This window comes from Spirosoma arboris (assembly GCF_009754945.1).
Classification (GTDB): Bacteria; Bacteroidota; Bacteroidia; order Cytophagales; family Spirosomataceae; genus Spirosoma; species Spirosoma arboris.
The window spans coordinates 33877-57056 of record NZ_WPIN01000007.1 but is presented as its reverse complement, the minus strand read 5'-3'; the positions used below and the strand labels follow the sequence as shown (position 1 = coordinate 57056).

The 23180-nt window shown below is 45.4% G+C and carries 20 protein-coding genes; 12 read left to right on the top strand and 8 right to left on the bottom strand.

The window, feature by feature from the left end; translation table 11 throughout:
* Positions 1–34: 34 nt before the first annotated feature.
* On the bottom strand, positions 35–1063 hold the full coding sequence (ruvB, locus tag GO755_RS19200) for a Holliday junction branch migration DNA helicase RuvB (protein WP_157586924.1): 1029 nt from the start codon (positions 1061–1063) through the stop codon (positions 35–37).
* A 99-nt stretch (positions 1064–1162) separates the two neighbouring features.
* Positions 1163–4768: a T9SS type B sorting domain-containing protein gene (locus tag GO755_RS19195; RefSeq protein ID WP_227687006.1), complete on the bottom strand. Its 3606-nt coding sequence runs from the start codon at positions 4766–4768 to the stop codon at positions 1163–1165.
* A gap of 290 nt (positions 4769–5058) precedes the next feature.
* Between GO755_RS19195 and GO755_RS19190 the strand changes: the two genes are divergently transcribed.
* The 3 genes from GO755_RS19190 (at position 5059) to GO755_RS19180 (ending at position 8262) form a co-directional block, all read left to right on the top strand.
* A complete protein-coding gene (locus GO755_RS19190; RefSeq protein ID WP_157586922.1) occupies positions 5059–6090 on the top strand; it encodes a PorP/SprF family type IX secretion system membrane protein in 1032 nt (343 codons plus the stop codon).
* Positions 6091–6501: 411 nt separating this feature from the next.
* Positions 6502–7572, top strand: a complete 1071-nt coding sequence (locus GO755_RS19185) for a mannose-1-phosphate guanylyltransferase (protein ID WP_157586921.1) — start codon at positions 6502–6504, stop codon at positions 7570–7572.
* Positions 7573–7905: 333 nt separating this feature from the next.
* Positions 7906–8262, top strand: a complete 357-nt coding sequence (locus GO755_RS19180) for a hypothetical protein (RefSeq protein WP_227687005.1) — start codon at positions 7906–7908, stop codon at positions 8260–8262.
* A gap of 10 nt (positions 8263–8272) precedes the next feature.
* Here the strand turns inward: GO755_RS19180 and GO755_RS19175 are convergent, their stop codons facing one another.
* The 4 genes from GO755_RS19175 to GO755_RS19160 form a co-directional block, all read right to left on the bottom strand.
* A complete protein-coding gene (locus GO755_RS19175) occupies positions 8273–8710 on the bottom strand; it encodes a hypothetical protein (RefSeq protein WP_157586920.1) in 438 nt (145 codons plus the stop codon).
* 24 nt (positions 8711–8734) lie between these two features.
* Positions 8735–9625, bottom strand: coding sequence for a cyclase family protein (locus GO755_RS19170; RefSeq protein ID WP_157586919.1), 891 nt, complete (start codon positions 9623–9625; stop codon positions 8735–8737).
* 106 nt (positions 9626–9731) lie between these two features.
* Entirely contained in the window at positions 9732–10766 is a 1035-nt protein-coding gene (thiL, locus tag GO755_RS19165; protein WP_157586918.1) for a thiamine-phosphate kinase, read from the bottom strand.
* A 128-nt stretch (positions 10767–10894) separates the two neighbouring features.
* Positions 10895–11341, bottom strand: coding sequence for a hypothetical protein (locus GO755_RS19160; RefSeq protein ID WP_157586917.1), 447 nt, complete (start codon positions 11339–11341; stop codon positions 10895–10897).
* 104 nt (positions 11342–11445) lie between these two features.
* Between GO755_RS19160 and GO755_RS19155 the strand changes: the two genes are divergently transcribed.
* The 3 genes from GO755_RS19155 to GO755_RS19145 all read left to right on the top strand — a co-directional run bounded on the left by GO755_RS19155 (position 11446) and on the right by GO755_RS19145 (position 13848).
* Positions 11446–11697, top strand: coding sequence for a cytochrome b5 domain-containing protein (locus GO755_RS19155; protein ID WP_157586916.1), 252 nt, complete (start codon positions 11446–11448; stop codon positions 11695–11697).
* An 87-nt stretch (positions 11698–11784) separates the two neighbouring features.
* Complete coding sequence (locus tag GO755_RS19150) at positions 11785–12630, top strand: N-acetylglucosamine kinase (protein WP_157586915.1); 846 nt, start codon at positions 11785–11787, stop codon at positions 12628–12630.
* 147 nt (positions 12631–12777) lie between these two features.
* On the top strand, positions 12778–13848 hold the full coding sequence (locus GO755_RS19145) for a ferredoxin--NADP reductase (RefSeq protein WP_157586914.1): 1071 nt from the start codon (positions 12778–12780) through the stop codon (positions 13846–13848).
* 75 nt (positions 13849–13923) lie between these two features.
* Here GO755_RS19145 and GO755_RS19140 read toward each other — a convergent pair whose 3' ends face one another.
* Together GO755_RS19140 and GO755_RS19135 are read right to left on the bottom strand one after the other, a co-directional pair.
* A complete protein-coding gene (locus GO755_RS19140; protein ID WP_157586913.1) occupies positions 13924–16140 on the bottom strand; it encodes a M56 family metallopeptidase in 2217 nt (738 codons plus the stop codon).
* A gap of 108 nt (positions 16141–16248) precedes the next feature.
* Positions 16249–16638, bottom strand: coding sequence for a BlaI/MecI/CopY family transcriptional regulator (locus GO755_RS19135; protein WP_157586912.1), 390 nt, complete (start codon positions 16636–16638; stop codon positions 16249–16251).
* 160 nt (positions 16639–16798) lie between these two features.
* On the opposite strand from GO755_RS19135, the gene GO755_RS19130 reads away from it, so the two are divergent.
* From GO755_RS19130 to GO755_RS19105, 6 genes are all read left to right on the top strand, one after another.
* Positions 16799–18529, top strand: a complete 1731-nt coding sequence (locus tag GO755_RS19130) for a M3 family oligoendopeptidase (RefSeq protein ID WP_157586911.1) — start codon at positions 16799–16801, stop codon at positions 18527–18529.
* Between the two features lie 104 nt (positions 18530–18633).
* Positions 18634–18912, top strand: coding sequence for a hypothetical protein (locus GO755_RS19125; RefSeq protein WP_157586910.1), 279 nt, complete (start codon positions 18634–18636; stop codon positions 18910–18912).
* Positions 18913–19134: 222 nt separating this feature from the next.
* Positions 19135–20208 (top strand): NAD-dependent epimerase/dehydratase family protein, encoded by a 1074-nt coding sequence (locus tag GO755_RS19120; protein ID WP_157586909.1) that lies wholly within the window; start codon positions 19135–19137, stop codon positions 20206–20208.
* A 48-nt stretch (positions 20209–20256) separates the two neighbouring features.
* Positions 20257–21204 carry a glycoside hydrolase family protein gene (locus tag GO755_RS19115; protein WP_317165923.1) on the top strand — a complete coding sequence of 316 codons (948 nt, stop codon included), beginning with the start codon at positions 20257–20259 and terminating at the stop codon, positions 21202–21204.
* A gap of 72 nt (positions 21205–21276) precedes the next feature.
* Complete coding sequence (locus GO755_RS19110) at positions 21277–22089, top strand: hypothetical protein (RefSeq protein ID WP_157586907.1); 813 nt, start codon at positions 21277–21279, stop codon at positions 22087–22089.
* Between the two features lie 85 nt (positions 22090–22174).
* A complete protein-coding gene (locus GO755_RS19105) occupies positions 22175–23131 on the top strand; it encodes a glycosyltransferase family 2 protein (RefSeq protein WP_157586906.1) in 957 nt (318 codons plus the stop codon).
* The last annotated feature ends 49 nt before the right edge of the window (positions 23132–23180 follow it).

Genomic DNA, 23180 nt, shown 5'->3' with positions numbered 1-23180 from the left:
CCAACTCCTCTGACGATTTTTTTATGCGTTATTCCTATCCAAATAACTCTCCTGTTCGGAAATTTGGTACAATACCAAGGTGAATGTACGCTCTCTCTGTGGCTTCTCGTCCACGTGAGGTTCGCTTCAAAAATCCTTCCTGTATTAAAAAGGGCTCATAGACTTCCTCAATCGTTTCAGATTCTTCTCCACAAGCGGTAGCAATCGTTGAGAGACCTACCGGACCGCCTTTAAACTTCTCAATAATGGTTGTCAGAATTCGATTATCCATCTCGTCTAATCCATTCTGATCGACTTCGAGCGCACTTAAAGCAATTTCAGCGATCTCTACGTTAATGTAGCCATTACCTTTAACCTGGGCAAAATCGCGGGTACGACGCAGAAGATTGTTTGCAATACGAGGTGTGCCCCGACTCCGGCGAGCAATTTCATAAGCACCCGACTCGTCAATTGGGGTGCCCAAAATAGCTGCCGACCGCTGTACAATTGTAGTTAGTAATTTGGCATCATAATATTCCAATCGGCAGCTGATCCCGAAACGTGCCCGGAGGGGGGATGTAAGCATACCCGCCCGTGTAGTGGCTCCAATCAGTGTAAATGGATTCAGTTTAATCTGGACTGTCCGGGCATTTGGGCCAGAGTCCAGCATGATGTCAATCTTGTAGTCCTCCATAGCCGAATACAGATATTCTTCCACAATCGGGTTGAGCCGGTGAATTTCGTCGATGAATAATACATCATTAGGCTGAAGGTTCGTCAGCAAGCCAGCCAGATCACTGGGTTTGTCCAACACAGGACCGGAGGTCATTTTTATGTTGGCATTGAGTTCGTTGGAGATAATGTGCGACAGCGTCGTCTTGCCCAGCCCTGGGGGGCCATGAAGCAATACATGGTCGAGCGCTTCGCCACGTTGCATGGCTGCCCGAACAAATACTTCGAGGTTTTCGAGGGTTTTGGCCTGACCCGTAAAGTCCTCAAATGAGAGCGGTCTAAGCGCCCGTTCAATTTCCTTATCGGTAGCGCTCATCCCCTCTGTCGAACCTTTCAAAAAGTCGTTTCGCATGATTTTTATTTGTGTAGACCCAGCTAAATAATGGCCTAAAGCAACTCTATTTCGCTGGGTCGTTTACCTCAAATTTACGAAAAAATCAGCAGAAAACCGCTATCGAATTAGCAGTACAGAACCCCGTTTTACGACTTTTGCACGCTCAGGAAACGACTCACTTTTAAAGGTAATAATGTAGGGGTAAAGCATTGATGGATAGGTAGATCCATGATAAGTGCCGTCCCATTTTTGTTCAGGGTTATCGCTGGCAAAAATTACCTCACCCCATCGATTGTAAATTCGAAACTCGTAGTCAGTGATGTAAGCCGTAAAGACCTGTAATGCGTCATTTACTCCGTCGTTGTTAGGGGTGAATGCATCGGGAATGTTGACACGCGGTTCGCATAGATTGAGCACACGCGCTATCCCCGTTGCAGTACAGCCTAACGGATCAGTCACCTGAATCGAATAGTTACCTGCCCGATCGACGGTTATGGTTTTTGTCGTATCATTTCGGGGCAACCATAAATACCGTAAACCAGGCGCACCATTGGCCGAAAGTTGCGCTTTTCCCAGATCTCCTTCGCAAAGTGAAGCCTGTTGGGTAAATGAGAAATTTGGAGGTGGCCGGTCGCCTACCCGAATACTACTTCGTCCAACGCAACCCGACTGGGTATTCCTAACGATAAGACTATACGAACCCGGCTGTGCTACCGAAATGAAAGGGCTAGAGGCTCCCGTACTCCATTGATATACATTGCCGGGCTGGTCGCCCGATAAGGGAGACAAAACAACCGGTACTCCATTACACTTCAGTGTATCAGGGCCCAGACGCGCAAAGCCAGTACTATCAAGGCCTACCTTTATACTATCCTTGAGTATTTTACATCCCTTCGTATCAGTCACCTGTACTGTATAAAGCCCAGGTGAAGCATTACCCAGAACCGGGGTCGTTGTAATCAGATTATTATTTTGATCCAACCAGATATAGCCAGCAGGCGTTCCTCCCGAAACGGTCACGCTAATGGTACCACTATTCGGAATACTACACAAGGCATCCTTAACGAGTGAAGTAAGTGCTAGCTGATTAGCTGGCGATTTCAACGTAAATGCTGTATCCGCTTTACAGGTATGAACAGTATCAGTCACACTTATTTTATAGCCGCCTTCTGTTAGACTCGTTTGCTGGCTTCCAACACCCGTCAGAATAGCACCATCCGAGCGAGTCCAGGCATATAAATAGGTCCCTGTAGGAGTAACTGTCAATTGAATAGAACCATCTGCCGACGTACAGGTTGTTGGGCCGGTTAAAGTTGCCGCTAATCGCAGTTTAGGCAGTTCACTAACCCGGATCGTATCCGAATTTTCGCAGGTCGTGCCGTTAACCGTTGATTGAGCGGTAACGGTGTACGTTCCACCTTTGGAGACTGAAATTGAGCGCGTATTTCCGCCATTACTCCACTGAAACTGCGTCCAGGTTTGCTGGGGTACTGTCAGACTAATTGACGAACGGTAACAGAAAACGGTATCGGGACCGAGGTCAAGGGATGGTGGAGGTTTTATTTGTACCTCAATCGTATCGCTCTTAAAACACTCCCCATTAGCTGCCAAACCAACTACAATATAATAGCCTGGCCTGTCGAGTTTTATGGTCTTTTGCCTACCTGCGACTGCTCCATTCACCAGCCAGACATATACTTTGGCCTCCACCTTTATATCCAGCGTGATGCCTTTTTTATTACAGATGGCCGTATCGGCCCCCAAATGTATGTCAGGTGGTAGCGCTAAAATGGTGAGCGTATCTTTGATCGTGGTGTCTTTACAAATGCCTCCTGCGCTTGTCCTCGTAACAATTCGAAGGCTAACGAAGTACTGTCCCGGTGTTGTATAACCGTGCGTAACGGGTGTAGTTGCCGTGGTTGAATATGGGCGACTGCCATCGCCATAATCAAGTGTATAGGTTTCCTTTAGTTTCGGACAGTTTGGTCCAATCTGAAATACAGTCGGAGCATTAACACAGGTATCCGCATACGTTAGACCAGGTCCACTGGATTGGTCGTTGAAATTCGCCACTAAATTGGGTAAGCCCAACTGACTGGTTTTTCCGCCAAGCGACTGACCTGAAGGATTAAACTGTAAGCTATCGAGTAAACCACCGTTGGGATTTTCGATGGTACCGAGTGAGGTACTGCCTTTTATGGCTACATAAAGCCGACCGTCGGGTCCAATCTGTATGGACCCATATTGCCTCGTTGTACTACTATCGACAACGGTTTTGGAACTCGCTACTAAGGAGTCTGTCTGACTCAGATCATACTTCAGAATATAGGAGGCTCCTTTCAGGCTGCCGTCACTGTTCGTATCGGCAAGCATGGTTACGTATAAACTTTTTCCATCGGGTGAAAACTCGACCCCATATGCCTTGGGCGGGGCTGCGCCTAAATCAATGGTGCGATTGAATTTCATTACACCTGTTGAGTCATTAAAGGTGTATAAATCAACGGAATTTTTGGGTGGACCGGGAATAACGACTGCCATTGGTCGATCGCCCTTATTGGCACTGGATGTATCGGCTGGTCCAATTTTAATATAACCCTCGGCATTGGACAAAGAATCAATGACCTGGCCGCCAGTATAAGTTGTTACAACAGGATCTGATGCTTTAGTTAAGTGCTGAATTACAAATTGATTCGTGCCGTATTTCCTCGTAATGACCCAAAAAGTTGAATCCGTCTTGTTTTCTACGGAGGCCGACTGTTCAGTACTCTGATTCGATATGGGAATATTCTTCTCCACAATAGCCCCCTTGCCACCATTCTGGCGCATGTCGACCACACTATACGTTAGCGTTTTCTTGCCATGAATTTCGGAGGTCGTGTACACATAATATAGATACTCGCAACCTCGGCAGGTTGGCTTGGGTACAATCAGAGCCGATTGTGTGGAGTGTATACTACCGTCTAATGGAATCTGGACAGCATTTGTATCGCCCGGTACAAGCGATTTCAGTGGCTTGCCGTCTTTGCCATAAATCGTTATCCCATCGGTATAAAACAGTAGGATTCCTTTGGTATTAGCAATCGATGATGAACCTTCAATTGTACTTAAGCTACCATCGGTAATGGGTTTGGGTGTGCCTCCGCCACTAAAGTCCAGGCCGGCGTTCTGACCAAAATACCACTTTACCCCCTGAGACTCTTTCTTTTCGCCACAGACATCGACATTGATTCGATTTTGATAGGAACAGCCATTCGGACTTATCGCTTCGACTGAGTAACAACCGGAGCTATCGACCTGTATGCTCTGGGTTGTATCGCCTTTTGGATACCAGATGTACCGATAACCCGATTGAGAAGCTCCTGCATAGGGGTCCAGCGTAATTTTTTCTCCTTTACAGATCGTTGTATCTGTCCGCCAGTTGGTAAACGATGGGGGCGGGTTATTTATATTTATTGTTCGCGTTGCAGTTTGGGTAACGCCATTGATTGTGCGGGTTAGTGTAACTGTGTAAGTTCCCGCCGTTTGATAGACGTGTTTTGCCGTAGAATCGCTGCCTTGTTTCGTAACAGTGCCATTGTCACCGAAACTCCAGACGCGCTTGGTTACCCCAGTTTTCACACTGTCTGTAAACGTGAGTGAGTCTGCGTTGCATTCCATATCGGGAGTGCATGCCTTGCCACTAATTTTTATTTCCTGTGCCCAGGACGTAGTTAGTCCTGCCATTAGGAACAGCACAGTCCAAATACCAACTACACGGATACTACTGCTAAACCTTAACATGAAGAAACGCTGAATAAAGCCACCCTCTCAAATTCACTCCCTCCGCATAACAACAATAGGGGCATTACGTTAGTATAAACGACGGTGTTTCGTTAAAATTTTATCAACTGATCATTGTAAAAGTCCCCAAAATTCGCTTAATTTTATAGATTGTTGTGTTATTAAATACTTCGTTTGTGTTGATAACGTTGCAACAATAAAGTTGGCCCAGTCTTTGCCCTGATTTTGCCATTATGCTTAAGAAATACGTACTGACGATTTTGACGCTGACCCTGAGCCGTATGGTCTTTGCGCAGGACCCTCAGTTTACTCAATTTTATGCGGCACCAATGTACTTGAACCCGGCCTTTGCTGGTTCGGCACTGGCGCCCCGTATTACGGCGAACTACCGAAATCAATGGCCCGCCATTACCAATTATGTGACAACAATGGTTGCGGTGGATCACTTTATCGAAAAATACAACAGTGGAGTTGGTCTGATGATTCAGAGCGATAACCAGGGCCAGGGGCGAATTCAGTCGACAGACATTGGCTTGCAATATGCATACCAATTCCAGGTGAGTGAGTCGTCATTTGTTCGTTTGGGTTTACAAGGGTCCTATGTAAACCGCAGTATCAATTACTTTGGCCTGACTACTGGCGACCAGTTTACAGACAGAGGCTTCATTACGGGTAGCGTATCTGGGGACCCAGCCTTGCAAGGCGGTTTACCCACGAACAAATACCTTGATTTCTCAACCGGTGGACTTTTCTACTCAGATTGGTTCTGGGTTGGGTTGTCAGCCCATCATATTAATCGCCCTGCGCAGGGATTCTTTCTCAGTGAGAACGAGCGGTTGCCAATGAAAACCAGTATCCAGGCAGGTTTGCGGATTCCGCTTAATGGCTTTACGGGGCTAGCTGATGAACAGGATCGGGAAATCAGTATATCGCCTGTCGTTATGTATAAGCATCAGGGTAAATACGATCAGTTGGACATAGGTGCTTATCTAACTTATTCTCCCTTAACGATTGGGGCTTATTATCGTGGTATTCCTTTCAAAAAATACGATCAGACGCTTAATAACCACGATGCTGTAGCGGCTCTTATTGGCTGGCGCATGGAAAAATTCTCTATTGGCTATAGCTACGACGTCACAATTTCAACCCTTGGCAATAGTGGTGGTTCGCACGAGCTGTCTCTATCCTATATTTTTGACAAGCCCGAAAAAGGTCGGCCAGGTGTGAAGCGGAGAGATAAGAAGTTACCTTGTCCGAAGTTTTGATTGTATTGAGCTAGCCATATGATGGCAAAATTGAACATTCGGTCAAAAAAGCGTCTTGCTTTGTCCATTTTTTGCATAAACCTCTTCTCTTTAATGATTAGCTGTTGATTGCCGCTCAACATTACCACTTCCATATTGATCTATTGCATCCTAGTTTTCGAGTAAAAGATATAAGCAGCCATCTCGACTTGTGTAACGTTGTTTTCGTTTAATGAAAGGCTATATATTAATACTTACTGATACTAAAAATGGATATTGGTAAATAGTTTATCTCAGTTTTAATCGTAAATTGAGGCCTTTAGAGAGATAATGATAATTATTGGCAATCGATCAATACTAAGAATGCTAAACTTTTCTGGTACAAAAACGGTAAGATAGTGGCAACTTTGTTATAAAATCAGTTTCATATCAATGAATCACACCTATGTCATTATAATGGCGGGGGGCGTCGGAACGCGGTTCTGGCCTTTCAGCCGAACGAGTTATCCAAAGCAATTTCACGATGTTCTCGGCACAGGCCGAACGCTGCTTCAACAAACTGCAGATCGCTTTGAAGGCATCTGTCCCCCCGAAAATATTTATATTGTTACTAGTTCGCTTTATAAGGACCTATGTCAGCAACAATTACCACAACTGTCTGATGACCAGGTATTATGTGAACCTATCGCTCGTAATACAGCTCCCTGTGTTGCTTATGCCTGCTATAAAATAGCTCAACAAGACCCAGAAGCTAACATCGTAGTCGCTCCTGCCGATCATATTATTCTTAAGGAAGAAGAGTTTAAACGTACGATTCAAAAGGCTCTTGATGCTACCAAAGAACAGGATATTCTAGTAACGCTTGGTATTCAACCCAGTCGCCCTGATACAGGTTATGGCTATATTCAATACATTCCAGAGTCGGGCGAAGGCATTAAAAAGGTGAAAACGTTCACAGAGAAACCGCATCTTGAACTCGCCCGACAATTTGTAGAAAGTGGCGAATTCGTTTGGAATGCGGGTATTTTCGTTTGGAATGCTCAGGCGATCATTAACGCATTTGAGGCCTATCTACCCGAAGTAGCCGAAATTTTTGATGAGGGAAAAAGCGCTTATTACACAGAACACGAAAGCGCATTTGTCGATAAAGCGTACTCACTTACCAAAAGCATCTCCATCGATAATGGCATCATGGAGAAAGCTAAAAACGTGTATGTCGTGTTGAGTGAGTTCGGCTGGTCAGATCTTGGTACCTGGAAGTCGTTGTACGAAGTGTCGGATAAAAACGATGATTTCAACGTGATTGATGGCCATATCCTTCTGTATGACACCAAAAACTGCATCATCAAAACACCAAAAGATCGGTTGGTTGTGGTCAATGGTCTGGATGGATACATTGTGGCCGAGTACGACAACGTCCTGATGATTTGTCGGAAAGAAGAAGAGCAAAAGGTGAAGAACTTCGTTGCCGACGCCAAAGAACGGGGCACGGAGTTTGTATAAAGTATGGGTGGATCTTCCCGAATAGACAATCTATTCGGGAAGATGATCTATACTAACCGCGCCAACAGGGCAATGACAGAAATAGTCTGTTCGTTAGCCTTATGAGCTGCCGATTAACTTGTGAAAAAAGTTCTATACCTAAGCCTACTATTACTTCTAACAACTCTGCTCATAGAGTGTAAAGAAACTGATTCCGGATTCTCGCCCGGTGCGAGTGATCCGCGCGTAATAGGGACATGGCGCCTTACCAGAAGGCTATATCCCGTAAACGTTGACTCACTCGTAATAGACTCGGTTCTAGTGACTGGGCAATATAAGATAGACTCAACTTTAGTGAATGGTCATTATGTAAAAGATACCATTCCTATTCAGGACTACTACCAAAAAGATACGATTAAGATCACGAAATCAGTCGATTCGATCCGAACGTATACCGCTAATCAGCCCCAAACACTCACATTTAATACGGATGGTAAGTTAAGTGCTAATGGCGCCGACATGTCGTACTACTATCCGATTAAATATTTTCGGGTTGACTCGACCATTCAGGATGGGTTAGGCATTAATTTATACATCACAACCAACCGGGCTACCGTTCCGTTTCGGCAAGGCGTGGCTTTTCGAGGGGATACGCTGATGCTGTTACCCCGATGTGAGCGATGTTATTCAAAATTCGTGCGGGTGATGTGAGTTGCTAAACTCACTGTTTTACGGAAGTGAAGCTCACCGTTGAATTATTAAACGGATAATTAGTAAACGTTAGGCTTGCCGTTGTCCAGGTACCCACTTTGGTCGTACCACTATATAAGTCAATGAGGCTGTCTCCCTGTTTCAGCGAGATCGTTTTGGTCTCCGAAAACGTCGAACTCCCGGATGTGCTAGCTGTTGCATAGGATAAGGTGAGGTCGACCATATCCAGCGCTACGCCATTTCGTACCATTATAACGGTGCCATTTGTAACCGTAATCGGTTGGCTGTTTCCACCTACGGTAATTGTTGTTACAGCATACCTGCCCATGACTCTGGAGGCCATATCAGGATTTGGTACCGATACAGTTTTCTTACATCCCGTTACGAATAGTAAGCTGATAATCAATAAAGTTAGCCAGGAAGTAGAGGAAACTAAGTTTAGATGCATGAGAATAGGAGAATGAAGAGGGGCCTAGTAAATTTTAGCCATTGCTCGTACTGGAAATGTACCAACCCCTTTAAACTTTGGTGGAATGGCACTAAACGTAAAACCGGTGTCTGGCACCAGCGCCAAATTACATAAGTGTTCGACAATTAAAATATCCGCTCCTAACAAGGTCGTATGTACCGGCCTACTTTTACCTGTTGTGTCGTCAATGTTATGGGAGTCAATACCAACCAGCTTAACGCCACAATCACGCAGATATAATGCGGCATCGGCAGTTAGAAAAGGATGATTTTCGTAATAAGTTTCTGTATTCCAGAATTCACTCCAATCTGTATGAATAAGCACCGCCCGATTTCGAAGTTCATAGTTTTGTAGATGCGCTTTCGTAATGGCTAGTGTGTCTGTATAAGGAACACGAATAATAATACCGTCCAGATCGCTAAACGCATCTAAACTCACTTCTGATAGGTCTTTACCATCGGGAAACCGATGAAAAGGGCAATCGACATACGTGCCCGTATTGGTAACCATCTCAATTTTTCCAATCTGAAACTCTGTTCCTAGTTCATAAAACTGGCGGGAGTTTTCGCGGCTCAGATAATCGCAGACAATAGGCGCGGGCAACCCCTTGTAGGTAACCAGGCCAGCTTCAATCGTATGACTCAGATCGACTAATTGATTACGCTGACCACCTTTATTATTGATAGGTTTCCGCTTGTGCGCTTCAGTTATAATCTCTTTGTTAAGAATGCGGGTTTGTCCAACCATTAACAGGCGTAAATCAGCAATAACATAGTCTATCAATTCTTGATCAGAAATTGTATCTCCATCAATATCTAATCGGAAATCTTCGCCTTTTAAACTACCACCGTTGGTAAAGTAAAACTCAAAATCAAACTTAACTCGTTTTTGCATGTAGACGTGTTGATTTCAGAGGACGAATGTCATGATAGTTAGTCGATTTCATGGAAAAACACAAACAGATCAGTAATAGCACATCCCCTAACATCCTGATTATAGTTCATTTTTTTTGCATCAAATTTTCCCAGCCTTGCGCCCGAACCGGTGTCTGTTGCCCCGCTTTTGTTGACAAGACAATTTGGGTGGGATCGGGTGTAAGATAGCCTATGGCGGTAATCCTGGCGTTTGTTTCCAGCTTTTCAAATGCCTGCGGACGAACCGTGAATAATAACTCGTAGTCTTCTCCTCCGTTTAGGGCAGCTGTTACAGGGCTAATCTTGAATTCATCAGCGGCTAAATGCGTCTGGTCGTCTATAGGTAGGTTTTCGTCAAAAATCACCGCACCCGTACCCGACTGATGGCAAAGGTGAAGGAGTTCAGATGCCAGACCATCTGAAATGTCAATCATGGCGGTAGGTCGAATGCCAAGATCGCGGAGTTCATGAACCATATCGGTGCGAGCGTCGGGACGGAGCTGACGCTGAACAAGATAAGCCCGCTCTTCTGACAAGTTGGGTTGCATATTAGGATCTGCCAGAAACACCTGCTTTTCGCGTTCTAACAATTGCAAACCTAAGTAAGCCGCACCCAGATCGCCCGTTACACAAATAACATCATTTGGCTGAGCAGTATGCCGGTAAGTAATCAGATCTTTCGGCACCTTTCCCAGTACAGATACGGAGATGATCAGCCCTGAGCGTGAAGACGTTGTATCGCCCCCCACTAAATCTACGTTGTATGCCACGCAAGCTGCACGAATACCTTCATACAGTTCATCGACAGCCTCAACCGGAAACCGACTACTCAACCCGACACTAATCGTTACTTGTATAGGTAAACCATTCATTGCTGCAATATCCGATACCCCAAAAGTTACAGCCTTATAGCCAAGATGCTTTAGGGGAACATACGTCAGGTCAAAATGGATGCCTTCAACAAGCATGTCAGTCGTTAATAGACCGTAGTCATCACCCCAATCAAACACTGCGGCATCGTCGCCAATGCCATGGATGGTTTCGGAGTGAGTAGGGGTAGGAATTTCCTGCCGAATCCGTTCGATTAAGCCGATTTCGCCAAGGGTATTTAAGTCAGTCATGGTAGCAAAATAATGGATAATGACTAAGCACTATTATTATCCATTGTACATTAATCATTATTAATTAAAAAAAGCCGTTCCGATTGACATACGGAACGGCTTTTTTTGCCAATTGGTTTGCTAAAATCTTATGGATTTGTCAGCGTATACACGTTTGTGGTGTTGCCCGTTTTCTGGCTGGCTGTTGTCCTCGTAAGTTTTAAATTGCTATCGTCAATGGAATTAATGGTAAAGGTAATTGTTCCATTGTCGCCAGTTGGCGAAGGGTTCAAGTTTGTCAGTTTTAGGGTGTTGTCGTCTGGAAGCGAATACTGACCAGTAAAGGTATTACCGTCATATTCAGTGTATTTAACAGTCGGTGCGGAACTCAGGTCAAGCTTGAAGCTCGTATAGTTGCGAATGTTGTTTGTCCCTCCCTTCGTATAAACGGTTGTACTATTTTCGTCTACTTTACTTGCTGTCCATACCTTGGCAATTCGCTCTGAAACTGGGGCAACTTTACTGCCGCCACAGCCCATCATTAGGCTAAACAAAGCTAATACCGAAAGAAAAGCGATAGAATAAGTCTTTCTCATAGTTAATCAAATGCAGGAGAATCAGAGTGGCTAAAGTTACGCTAATTTTGTTGGCACTCACAAAATTGATGCCTAATAATTCATTTGTCTGAGTTAACGGATGTATGCTACATATTATACCAAGTTCATTACCTTCTTATACCCGTTCACAATTAGCTTTACGTAATGGCCAGGATCGTGACGACATTTGGTGTGCGTATGAAGGCACTATTTACGACCTGTCGGCATCGCGCTTATGGCGTAACGGCAAGCATTATGAACACTGGGCTGGGCAGGATCTTACCGACGAACTGGCCGATGCTCCCCATACAAACAGTGTATTCACTCGCTTTCCGGTAGTTGGAAAATTGGTATAAGGTTTTAGGTTTACGGCGCTCCTCACTACGATTAAACCGTCGACCGAAATCATAAACCGAATACCTCATACTATAAATCTTAAACGAATGCTTCTTATCGCTGATAGCGGTTCTACCAAAACCGACTGGCGACTTGTTGACGCCAATGGCATCGCCCATGCTATTCAAACGGATGGATTCAATCCATATTATCAGACAGCCGCGCAAATGGCTGCAACATTGCAAACGCAACTGATTCCACACCTAAAGGAAGCGATAGTTACGAAGGTATTTTTTTATGGAACGGGCTGCACCGGCCCAACTGTAAATCATATCGTGGCCGATGCGCTCCGGGCAGTGTTACCTGATTTACAGATTGTGGAAGTGAATAGCGATATGTTGGGCGCTGCCCGAGGAGCAATAGGCCACCAATCTGGTATTGCCTGTATTCTTGGGACAGGTTCGAACGCCTGTTGTTATGATGGAAACCAGTTAACACGTGGTATTCAGTCGCTGGGCTTCTGGCTGGGCGACGAGGGCAGCGGAGGCTATTTGGGTAAAACACTCGTCCGTGATTTTTTTCAGGAACGATTGCCGACGGAACTACATGAAGATTTCAAGATTCGCTATGCGCTTGATCGTCCAACGCTGCTTGAAAATGCCTATCAGAAACCGTTTCCAAATCGGTACTTTGCTGCTTTTACTCCATTTCTATCTGAGCATCTGGCTCATCCTTACATAGCCGATTTGGTAACGGACGCCTTCGCATTATTTCTGACAACCTATGTCAAACGATTTCCCGAAGCTGACCTGTGGCCGGTTTATTTTGTGGGCTCTGTTGCCTATTATTTTGCTCAACCCTTGCGTCAGGCAATAGAACAAACTGGACTAACAATGGGTAGTCTTCTAAAAGCTCCTGCTGAACAGTTAGTTGAATTCCACAAAAATGGATAATTTCCAGGCGTTCACCGTACTTTTGCAGAGTGGTTTATAGTTTATGGTATTCAGTGTATGGTTTACGGATAATGACATATTGATAAAATATGTGCCTATTCACTATAAATCATAAACTGTAAACCGATAACAACCTGAAACAGTAAAATGGCAAATCGGTATTTTTTGAAAGTAAAAGACATTGTTCGGGAAACCCCTGACGCTGTGACAATAAGTTTCTGGCATCCCATCAACGAAGAGGTTCGCTATCAGCCTGGTCAATTTCTGACTTTTTTGCTGAACATTAATGGTCAAAAACTACGACGTTCCTACTCAATGGCATCGTCGCCCCATGTTGATGTGTCGTTGTCAGTATCTGTAAAGCGTGTTCCAGGTGGACTGGCTTCTAATTACCTCTGCGATCGTATCCGACCCGGCGATATTCTGGAAACCCTGGAACCAATGGGTACGTTTGTTCCGAAACTTGATCCTCAGAATCGACGGACAATTATCCTGATTGGAGCGGGTAGCGGTATTACGCCCTTATTCTCGATGGCTAAGTCGACTATGCATGTAGAACCCAATAGTCGGGTATGGCTTATCTACGGTAATCGAAATCAGGAGTCTATTATTTATAAAGCGCATTTAGATGCGATGGAGCAGGGATATGGGCGGTCGCGTTTTCAGGTAACACACATCTTGAGCCAACCGTCCTATGGCTGGACTGGTGCCGAAGGACGCCTGAATCAGCATACGTTAACCAAGTTATTGGACCAACTTCCAGCGGCTGAACGTCAAAATGCGAGCTTTTACCTGTGTGGTCCTGATGGCATGATGACCGAAGTGCGCTCGGCCTTATCGCTGGTGGGTATTGCTTCTGAACATATCCACAAGGAAAGCTTCGCGACGGCACCGGTTATGGCAGGTGATGTCGTAGAGGAACCAATAACAGCTGCCGACAATGGTTCTCCGGAAGTAACGGTATTATATGAAGGCAGCGAGTACAAATTTGCAGTTGCCCCCCATCAAACCATTCTGGAAGCTGCACTGGATTTAGATATAGACCTGCCGTATTCCTGCCAAGCAGGTATGTGCACTGCTTGTCTGGGTCGTTGTATTTCTGGTAAGGTAAAACTGGACGAAGAGGACGGTCTGTCCGAATCTGAATTAAAGGCGGGTTATGTTCTTACCTGCGTTGCTCACCCTGTTGGATCAAATGTGGTGATTGAGATCGAGTAAAAAATCAGATTGCCTAAAACAGAGAAGGGCGTGAGGATTGCCTCACGCCCTTCTCTGTTTTAGGCAATCTGATTCCTAATCGTCGACTTTTGGGGCTACCGCTGGTTTAGGTGCTCGGGGCTTTGCTACCCGTGCTGGAGGTGTAGGCGGTGCAATTGCTGGTGCTACATGAGCTCGTACTGATGGGACTGCCGGTGCAGCCGGAGCTATAACGTTCACGCTAGGTCGGGGTGTGCGCATAGCACGTGGGGCACGAGGAGTGCGTATGCCACGGCCTCTGTCTGTGTTAACGTTGACATTTATGTCCATATCCAGATCAGACAGTTCGCCCGACAACCGCGATAACTTTTCTCCATGTCGCTCCATTTCTTCCGATAATCGCTCCATTTGTTCATCCAATTGCTGAGACTCACGTTCTAACTTTTCAAGCGGCTTTCGGGCTTCTATTAGCTTCGATTGTGTTTCTTCCAGTTGTCGATTGGCTTCCTCGATACTGGCTTCCTGTTTTTTGATTTCCGGCTCAAGCGCTGCTACTTGTTTCTCAATTTCGGCCACACTCAATTTCTGTTTGCCATCCTGATACATCACCCGTCGCTGTTTTTCGATCAGGGTATTTCGAGCTTCCATCAGTTTCTCTTTACGCCATTCCAGTAACTGTTGGCTGCGTCCAAATTCTTCAATTGGGAACTGCATTTTCTCCATCTGAAGGTGTAATGCCTGAACCTGTTGCGCCCGTTGCGCTACGAGCTGGCTTAAGCTATCCAGCTGCCGTTGTTGGAAAGCGCGTTGGGGGGCAAGCGAATCTGGACTAGATTTAGAGTGAGGGATTGAAGCAAAGGCATCGTTAATAATGCTGTTGTAATCGACTTTGGCCAATCCTTCTACAGTTCCATCTGGACTAAGCGGAACGTCCTTTAGGGCCGATGCAACAATATTGCTGTAATCAATATGGGATAGCCCTTCTGCCAGCGCATTCATTCCCCCATCAAACGCCTGGTTCTTTTCAATAATTGTTAACAGGATGTCGCGATCAGGTTGTTTCACGTCATCGAGTAAGAGCTGTCCGGCCATTACCTGATTTAGCTGGCTTTGCAGCTTAGCTACACGGGCAGCAGACAATTTCTGCCCCTTCCAGATCACATAGTCTACTTTCTTGCCGTCGACCATACCATATTCCGAATTAGTATCGATCTTATGCCGGCGTGTCGAATGGGCTGGCTTCGGTTGTTTTGCAGTAGCCTTCGGTTCATCCTGCTTTTGCACTGCGTAGACCGATACACTCATCAGTAGAATAGTAGCGAGCGTTAGTCCGGCTAAGCTGGCATTCGAAACAAAAGGTCGGGTTGGAACTCCCAATACCCGTCGAACCCGATGCAGTAAATGCTGTCGTTTAGAAGCAAACGCCATGGCTAGAGCGGGTGTTTGATCCAGATTCATAAGCCGTAGCTCTTCTACCCGGGCAAGAGCCTGCGCCAGGATACGCCCATTACCCCCGCAAACCTGTACGGCCAGATCATCACAGCAATGTTCGCGTTCTTCACGTACACGAGCCGACAGCCACCACAAAGCTGGGTGGAAGAAATACAGAACCTCAACAACCGATTGGAGGAGATTCACCGCATAGTCGTGCCGTTTTATATGCGCTAATTCATGGGCCAAAACGGCCTCTATTTCACGCATAGACAAGCTCGTAGCTAGACCAATTGGCAATAGTAAAACAGGTTTCAATACACCTACCACCATTGGCACCGTAATACGCGCTGATTCACGAACCTGAACAACAGCTTTAATCGCCAATGCTGAACGAAGCCGATTAGTTAGTTGAGTCCAGTTTTGGGTAGTGGGTTTTGTCGCCGTCTTGCTTAGGCGCTGTAAGTATACCCAACCGCCGGTAAGACGCAACCCAAACAGGGCAACCCCAATTAGATAGATAAGTACGAACTGACTTAGGTGATTTTCCAGAAATAACTGCGTTTGCTGATGCCAGGGTAGGTTTTGGGTCACCGTTTGCCACTTAACCAGTCTCGCATAGTGGATGGCAGTTGAGGGAGCGATTGGCTGATTATCAACAACGGGCTCATAATACCAAATAAATGTGGCTCCTGATGCTAGCAACTGCGTTAGCAAAGTGAGTACACTTACACGATAGCGTAGCATACTCGATTTATTCCGAAGCAGATGCAGAGTCACCGCCACAGGTAGAACCAGAGCGAAACCCTGCCAAAGTGCATGGAGCAACGTCCAGCCCAAGGCATCCACCACCGGATTCGACAAAAAATGGAAAGCGTTCATGAGTTATAGGAAATCGTTAAGTGTGAGTAAAATCATTTTATACAAAAACAGAGTAATCGCATTCGTTTAAAATCATGAATCAGATTTTGCAAAATCATGCTAATCAGTTCAATCAGATAAATCCTGGCGGCCGGCGTCCCGGTTCAGATCGCTTAGTAGATTTTTAATCTCATCTAATTCTTCACGAGAGGCTTTATGTTGCCCCAAAATCTGCATCACTAACTTCGATGCCGATCCCCGGAATGCCGTTTCAACAAAGCGATCAACTAAATTCCGTTGCGTGTCTTCTTCGCTTACAGCCGCTGTGTAGATGTGTGAACGAGAATCTTCTTCACGGGAGAGCAATCCTTTTTCGTACATAATCTGCATTAGTTTCAGTGCCGTTGTGTAGCCGATGTCGCGGCTTTGGCTCAACGTATCGTATACCTGACGTACCGTGCTGGGGCCATTGGTCCAGAGTACGTGCAGAATTTCCAGTTCAGAGTCGGTTGGCTTCATAATTGATCTACGAATAATTTCGTAGTAAACATATACGAACAATTTCGTAGTTGCAAATTTGTGAACAAAAAAGTTTTAGATTGACTTATTGTAGCGCGGCCAGAAAGCCGCACGCTTACCAGATATTATCAATAGTCACGGCTTTTAAGCCAAACTACCAATGACCGCAAACGAAACCCTGCCTATTCCTACTCGTCCAGCCCGACCCTTTATTGGCGAGACAATAGCCCTCCAAAGTTGGGACGATGTTAAACCTTTGTATGATGATCTGCTGGCCCGGCCTCTGCGTGATGCCGAAGATCTGCGCCAGTGGTTATTGGACCGAAGCGAACTGGAATCGTATTTGTCCGAAGATTTTGCGTGGCGTTATATTCGCATGACCTGTGATACCGCCAACGAGGAATTGGTAAATAATCTCAATTTTTTCATTGCAGAGATTCAGCCGCCCATGACCGCTTATGGTAACGATCTTGACCTCAAAGCAGTAAACAGCCCATTTTTGAGCCAATTGACCGACGAAGGCTACGACGTTATGGTGCGGGGGATGAAAAAGGCTATCGAAATTTTCCGGGAAGAAAATATTCCGCTTCAAACCGAACTCCAGACCGAAGAGCGGAAGTATGGAGCCATTGTTGGAGCAATGACCGTTACGATTGATGGTAATGAAATGACCTTGCCCGCAGCCAGCGACCGATTGCAATCGACCGATCGGGCTGTGCGAGAAGATGCCTGGCGCAAAATCTGGGAGCGCCGTTATCAGGACCACGAAGTACTCGACCAATTATTCGACCGATTGCGAACCCTTCGTCATCAAATAGCTATCAATGCCGGGTTTGCCAATTTTCGAGACTACTCATTTGCGGCACTTGGTCGATTCGATTACACACCACAGGACTGCTTCAATTTTCACGAGTCGGTGGCCGAATCCGTTGTGCCATTATTGAATGATCTGGCCAGCGAGCGAAAGGAAAAACTTTCAGTTGATCCATTACGGCCCTGGGATGCCAAAGTAGATGTAGAAGGGCGTCCGCCTTTGAAGCCTTTCGCTACAGGGGATGAACTTCTTGAAAAGGCGATTACCTGCTTTGACCGACTCGACAGGGAATTAGGTGATGATCTACGGATTATGCGGGCAATGGGTCATCTCGATCTGGAATCAAGAAAGGGAAAAGCACCTGGTGGCTACAATTACCCGCTCGAAGAAATTGGCGTGCCGTTTATTTTCATGAATGCGACGTCAAGCCTACGCGATTTAGTGACAATGGTTCATGAAGGTGGCCACGCCGTTCATTCGTTTCTAACGCGCGATTTGCCGCTGAAAGCGTTCCGTAATCCCCCCATGGAAGTGGCCGAACTTGCCTCTATGAGCATGGAATTACTCTCTATGGATCATTGGGATGTATTTTTTGAGAATCCAGATGAACTACGGCGAGCCAAACTACAACATTTGGAATCCATCATTGAGACACTGCCCTGGGTGGCTACGATTGATAAATTCCAGCACTGGATTTATGAGAATCCAACCCATACCGATGCTGAACGTCGTGAAAACTGGCTTCGGATTTACAATCAATTTGCCGATACCATAACAAATTGGGATGGGTTTGCCTTTTATCAGGAGTATATTTGGCAGCGTCAACTGCACTTATACGAAGTGCCTTTCTATTATATCGAATATGGTATTGCTCAATTGGGAGCCATTGGAGTTTGGCGAAACTACCGGCAAGATCCTAAAGCTGGATTAGCGGGTTACAAAAAAGCCTTGAGCCTGGGGTACAAAGCTCCTATCCGTGAAATATATGCAGCGGCTAACGTGCCATTTGACTTTTCGCGCGATCATATCCAGGAATTGATGCGCTTTGTGGGCGACGAAATCAAAAAAATAGGGTAATCTGCGTTCGTAAATAAGGGCAAAAAGAAAAAAACTGACAGCTATCGAGTGTTGGCTAACGACTGTTTCTTATTTTTGTCGAATCAATTCGTAATCAAGTGGCTATGAAACGCGTATTCAATATAGGTTTGTTGGCTGTAGTGGTGATGTCGCTGGCATCGTGCGACTATCAAAAGTATAACTCCATTCGTCAAACAGACTACCGGGCAGAAGATTTTCGTTCCGACTATAAGGCTGGAGATGCTGAAGTTTACGGAAAAGGTAAAGATTCGGCAGCTGTTCAATCAAAATATACATACACGGCCAACCCTGAGCTTGATGCAAAGGCGCAGAAGATTCGTGAGAAATTGTTTGGACCTCATAATACTACTCAGAGTCTGTAATAAGGATTGACTAAGGGCATTTAGAGCGATGAATCAGCAAATAACTGCTGATTCATCGCTTTTATTTTGTCTGACCATTGGCTAAAAAGCATTGTCTGATCGTCAATGTAAAGTGCCGGAAAGACATGTAAGTGTAAATTTTTGCGTTACTTTGTTCAGTCAAACTGAATTTGAAAAGAGTATTATTTTGTTAGAAAACCGCCTTGACGCACGAATAACTATATGAAAATTGCACTAGTTACGGGTTCCGCTGGTTTGATTGGTAGTGAAGCCGTTGCCTTTTTTGCTGATAAATTTGACCTCGTTGTCGGAATTGATAATAATATGCGGCAGTACTTCTTTGGAGCTGATGGCTCGACAGAATGGAACCGCAATCGTTTGTCCGAAACCTATTCGAACTACGCGCACCGTGCCGCCGATATTCGGGAAGTGCCACAACTGGAAGTAATCTTTAAGGAATTTGGCACCGATATTAAATTGGTGTTACATACAGCTGCACAGCCAAGCCACGACTGGGCCGCCCGTGAGCCGTTTACCGACTTTGGCGTAAATGCAGTAGGAACACTCAACATGCTTGAGATGACCCGGCTTCATTGCCCCGAAGCCGTCTTTATCTTCACGTCTACAAACAAAGTTTACGGAGATAATCCTAATTATCTGCCGTTGATCGAGACCGAAACGCGCTGGGAAATCGATCATAACCACCCTTATTTCGAGAATGGTATTGACGAGCACATGAGCCTTGATCATACGAAACACTCGGTCTTTGGGGCGTCGAAAGTAGCTGCCGATATTATGGTGCAGGAGTATGGTCGCTATTTTGGGATGAATACCGGCGTATTCCGGGGAGGTTGCTTAACTGGGCCGAATCACTCGGGAGCGCAGTTGCACGGCTTCCTTTCGTACCTCATGAAGTGCGCCATCACCGGAAACCAGTACACCATTTTTGGCTATAAGGGCAAACAGGTTCGCGACAATATCCATAGCTGGGATTTGGTGAATATGTTCTGGCATTTCTATCAAAATCCACGTCCAGGCGAAGTATATAATGCTGGTGGTGGCCGCTACGCGAATTGCTCAATGATCGAGGCAATTGCTCTTTGTGAAGAAATTTCGGGCAATAAAATGAATTATCAATATTCGGAAACCAACCGGAGTGGTGACCATATCTGGTACATTTCTGACCTGACCAAATTTAAACAACATTACCCTGGTTGGGACTGGACATTCGATTTGAAAGAAACAATGAGCCAGATTCATGATAGTATGGCTGCACGTCTGTCTCCAGTAAAATAAGTTGCGGTTTTACGAAATTGAAACTGTACACAATACCTGAATTTGATGATCTGGCAAAAAAAAGGACTGATTTATAAACCTGATGGCTCGCAACCATTCAGTCGAACCCACGCACAGGTTCCGTTTGGCTATCCGATGAAGGATAAGTTGCGCGTTTATTTCTCCACACGCGATGAGAACATTTCATCGGCAGTGTCATTTGTTGAACTGAATCCCGACAATCTTTCCGAAGTCGTTTATGTTCACGATAAGACCTGCTTATCAAAAGGGGAAGTGGGTATGTTTGACGAAACGGGAACGATGCCTTCGTGGTTTTTGCCCGTAGGTGACGAAATCTGGTTATACTATACCGGCTGGAATAAAAGCGAAACGGCTAGCTACCGGCTTGGTATTGGCCTGGCAATTAGTAAGGATGGCGGCTTGACGTTTGAGCGGAAATTTACCGGGCCATTGCTCGACCGTTACATTTTCGATCAGGTTTGGGTGGCACAACCCTGCGTTATCCGGGAAGAGCAGGCTGACGGCTCTATTCGGTGGCGGATGTGGTATCTGTCCTGCACCAAAATCGAGGTGATTCATGGGCATCCTGAACCTTTCTACGACGTAAAATATGCAGAGTCGGCAGATGGGATTCATTGGGAACGCACAGGACACGTTTGCGTAGGCTACGACGAATTTACCGATGCCATTGGTCGACCAACCGTTTATAAGGATGGGAATTTGTACAAAATGTATTTTTCCTATCGGAACGCAACCAACTATCGAACCGATGTTCAGCGTAGTTATCGGATTGGCTATGCCGAATCGGAAGATGGTGTCGAGTGGGTACGAAAAGACGAACTCGCTGGTATTGAACGATCGACTGAAGGCTGGGACTCAATGATGATGGACTATTGTCACATTTTTCCGCATCAGAATCAATGGGTTATGTTCTATAACGGAAACGGCTTTGGTGCATCTGGATTTGGCTATGCCACTCAATCAAAAACTGATTAAAATCAGGGTAGTGGAATTTGCATTTTATGTAGGTAGCTGCCTAATTTGTACCAAATCAGTAAGCGAATAACCATGAAAGAAGTAGCAAAATATATCATAAAAGTTGACGCTCAATTCAAGGATGGCCAGATCGTGCCTGAGATTCCGTATGAAGAGGTGATGCGGTTAGTCAACGAGCCAAATATTGTTATTATCAAAACGGGTATTCCAGAAGAGACACTTCGTAGTGTTATTGAGGCTACGCATACCTGGGCATCTAAGACTCCTCTGGCCACAGCTCCCGATCCATTCGATAATAATCAGCACAAGCAACGATTGCACATTGCCAAGATTCAGCAAGCCCCGCAATTGTTTCATGACCATACCTTCGATGCCATTCTAGACCTTGAGGAACCGACGCAACAGACGTTGATGGGCGTTTTTAACCCAATGCGTCAGTTTTGGAATAACCTGACTGGTAATAACGAAGAATATGGTATCCGTAAGGGACAGCCTTATTTCCATCCCCAAGTAACACACTACCCATTAGGAGGCAGTTTCTTCGGGCGGCACTGGCATCCACTTAATCCACAAAAAGTTGGTACTATTCTGGCACTGAACCAATATAGAAAGGACTACAATTCAGGCGGTACAGGCTATGTGATCAACGATCATATTGTTGAAACCGAGGGCTATCAGGATATGGGGGATATGATTTTATTTCGCTATGACCTGCCACACTGGGTTAGTCCATCGAGCTTTGCTGACCGCTTCAGTTGGGATGATCCAGCTGGACGATGGGTGGCCATACTGCCGTTCTACGACCCTTGGGCAAAACCTGCCGAAAAAGATGAACCTCAGGGTTGGAAAGCCCAGATTCAATCGGCTAAAGAAGTAACTGTATAAAAGCAAGGTAATAGGAATAAGCTAGGAGGTGCTGAAGAGGAAACTTTTCTGATGCCTCCTAGCTTATTCCTTACTACAGACTATTATGATAAAAGTTAGTGTCCTGATTATCACGTATAACCAGAAGAAATTCATCCGCGAAGCTATTGATAGTGTTTTGGCGCAGAAGACGACATTTCCTATTGAAATATTAGTTGGCGATGACTTTTCGACCGATGGTACACGGGAGATTATTCAGGAATACGAACGCCAGTATCCCGGCCTGGTTATTGGCGTGTTGCATCCGCACAACATGGGTAAAAATGGCGGAATTAACTTTCTGGAGACACTGAAGCTGGCTAAAGGCGAATATTACGCCTTAATTGATGGGGACGATTATTTAACCAACCCCTTGAAACTTCAGAAGCAAGCCGATCTACTGGATGCCCATCCGGACTATTCAATGACCTTTCATAATGCATTGATTACCTATGAGGATGGTAGCCCATCTCACGTACTCAATGGCGATGATATGAAGCCGTTTTATACGGTTGATGACCTCATAGGCGAAGATGAAATCTGGTTTATGGCTACGTCGAGTACTATGTACCGGAATAGTATTAAGGAGTATCCGACCTGGTTTCGGGAGTCGTCGAGTGGTGACATTCCAAGATTGATCCTAAAAGCTAAACTCGGTAAGATTGGCTATATTCCTGAGGTCATGTCCGTGTATCGGAAGAATCGCGCCGGGGCAAGTTTTCATGATAATTACCAGAATGAGACCTTTCTGCGTAATCGCATTCAAATGTACAGCGATATTAATCGGGAACTTGATTATCGCTATAACAGCATTCTGCGCCGTAATATGGCCCGTTATTACCGAATGATGCTGGATGCCAAACAATATCAGGATAGTTATTTTCGTCGGGCGCGGCTGGCATTCAAGTATCTTTATATGGCAAAACCTAGTTGGGACAAAGCAAAAGATGTAATTAGAAATTATATTGTGCCAGGGCCAGTAGCTAAACTCTATAGTACGTTGCGCCTTTTGCCACATCGATAGGTGATTTGGGCTGCATTAACTCCTATTGCGGATTTTTCCTGCACATGAC

Coding starts and splice junctions, on each gene's coding strand:
- thiL (WP_157586918.1), bottom strand. CDS start 10,766: ATGACTGACTTAAATACCCTTGGCGAAATCGGCTTAATCGAACGGATT.
- GO755_RS19160 (WP_157586917.1), bottom strand. CDS start 11,341: ATGAGAAAGACTTATTCTATCGCTTTTCTTTCGGTATTAGCTTTGTTT.
- GO755_RS19145 (WP_157586914.1), top strand. CDS start 12,778: ATGGCAAATCGGTATTTTTTGAAAGTAAAAGACATTGTTCGGGAAACC.
- GO755_RS19120 (WP_157586909.1), top strand. CDS start 19,135: ATGAAAATTGCACTAGTTACGGGTTCCGCTGGTTTGATTGGTAGTGAA.
- GO755_RS19170 (WP_157586919.1), bottom strand. CDS start 9,625: ATGCAAAAACGAGTTAAGTTTGATTTTGAGTTTTACTTTACCAACGGT.
- GO755_RS19125 (WP_157586910.1), top strand. CDS start 18,634: ATGAAACGCGTATTCAATATAGGTTTGTTGGCTGTAGTGGTGATGTCG.
- GO755_RS19135 (WP_157586912.1), bottom strand. CDS start 16,638: ATGAAGCCAACCGACTCTGAACTGGAAATTCTGCACGTACTCTGGACC.
- GO755_RS19110 (WP_157586907.1), top strand. CDS start 21,277: ATGAAAGAAGTAGCAAAATATATCATAAAAGTTGACGCTCAATTCAAG.
- GO755_RS19130 (WP_157586911.1), top strand. CDS start 16,799: ATGACCGCAAACGAAACCCTGCCTATTCCTACTCGTCCAGCCCGACCC.
- GO755_RS19195 (WP_227687006.1), bottom strand. CDS start 4,768: ATGGCAGGACTAACTACGTCCTGGGCACAGGAAATAAAAATTAGTGGC.
- ruvB (WP_157586924.1), bottom strand. CDS start 1,063: ATGCGAAACGACTTTTTGAAAGGTTCGACAGAGGGGATGAGCGCTACC.
- GO755_RS19190 (WP_157586922.1), top strand. CDS start 5,059: ATGCTTAAGAAATACGTACTGACGATTTTGACGCTGACCCTGAGCCGT.
- GO755_RS19140 (WP_157586913.1), bottom strand. CDS start 16,140: ATGAACGCTTTCCATTTTTTGTCGAATCCGGTGGTGGATGCCTTGGGC.
- GO755_RS19175 (WP_157586920.1), bottom strand. CDS start 8,710: ATGCATCTAAACTTAGTTTCCTCTACTTCCTGGCTAACTTTATTGATT.
- GO755_RS19150 (WP_157586915.1), top strand. CDS start 11,785: ATGCTTCTTATCGCTGATAGCGGTTCTACCAAAACCGACTGGCGACTT.
- GO755_RS19105 (WP_157586906.1), top strand. CDS start 22,175: ATGATAAAAGTTAGTGTCCTGATTATCACGTATAACCAGAAGAAATTC.
- GO755_RS19155 (WP_157586916.1), top strand. CDS start 11,446: ATGCTACATATTATACCAAGTTCATTACCTTCTTATACCCGTTCACAA.
- GO755_RS19185 (WP_157586921.1), top strand. CDS start 6,502: ATGAATCACACCTATGTCATTATAATGGCGGGGGGCGTCGGAACGCGG.